Source organism: Pseudomonas sp. EL_65y_Pfl2_R96, from assembly GCF_963970905.1.
Classification (GTDB): Bacteria; Pseudomonadota; Gammaproteobacteria; order Pseudomonadales; family Pseudomonadaceae; genus Aquipseudomonas.
The window spans coordinates 1-504 of sequence record NZ_CAXAQH010000242.1 but is presented as its reverse complement, the minus strand read 5'-3'; the positions used below and the strand labels follow the sequence as shown (position 1 = coordinate 504).

The window sequence follows — 504 nt, the reverse complement described above, 5'->3', positions numbered from 1 at the left end:
GCCAAGTCGAGGTGACGATCAAAGATGCCGCCGGCGGCAACTTTGAAAACCTGGCGACCAATCCGGCAGCGGCGGCCACCGACGTCACCGACACCACCGACACCTCGACGGTGAACCTGACCGCGACGTCCACCGTCGCCGAAGGCGGCACCGTGGTTTACACCGCATCCGTCTCGGCACCGGTCACCGGTTCGCCAGTGGTTGTGACCCTGTCGAATGGCCAGACCATCACCATTCCGGTCGGCGCCAGCAGCGGTTCTGTCAACTTCGTTGCGCCAAATGATGCACTGGCCGGTGGCGGCTCCCTGAGCGTCAAGATCGACGATGCCAAGGGCGGTAACTACGAGAAACTGGAAGTCGACGGCAAGTCGGCGGACACCTCGATCACTGATACAGCAGACACCACCACCCTCAGCCTGAGCGCAGCCGACTCCGTGGCCGAAGGCGGTTCCATCGTTTATACCGCCACCCTGAGCAATGCGGCCGGTACGCCGGTCACCGTGA

The 504-nt window shown here is 63.3% G+C and carries 1 protein-coding gene; it reads left to right on the top strand.

Going from position 1 to position 504, the window contains the following annotated elements; all coding sequences use genetic code 11:
• The coding region (locus AACY49_RS30415; RefSeq protein ID WP_339527978.1) for an immunoglobulin-like domain-containing protein at positions 1-504 on the top strand (504 nt) is incomplete at both ends.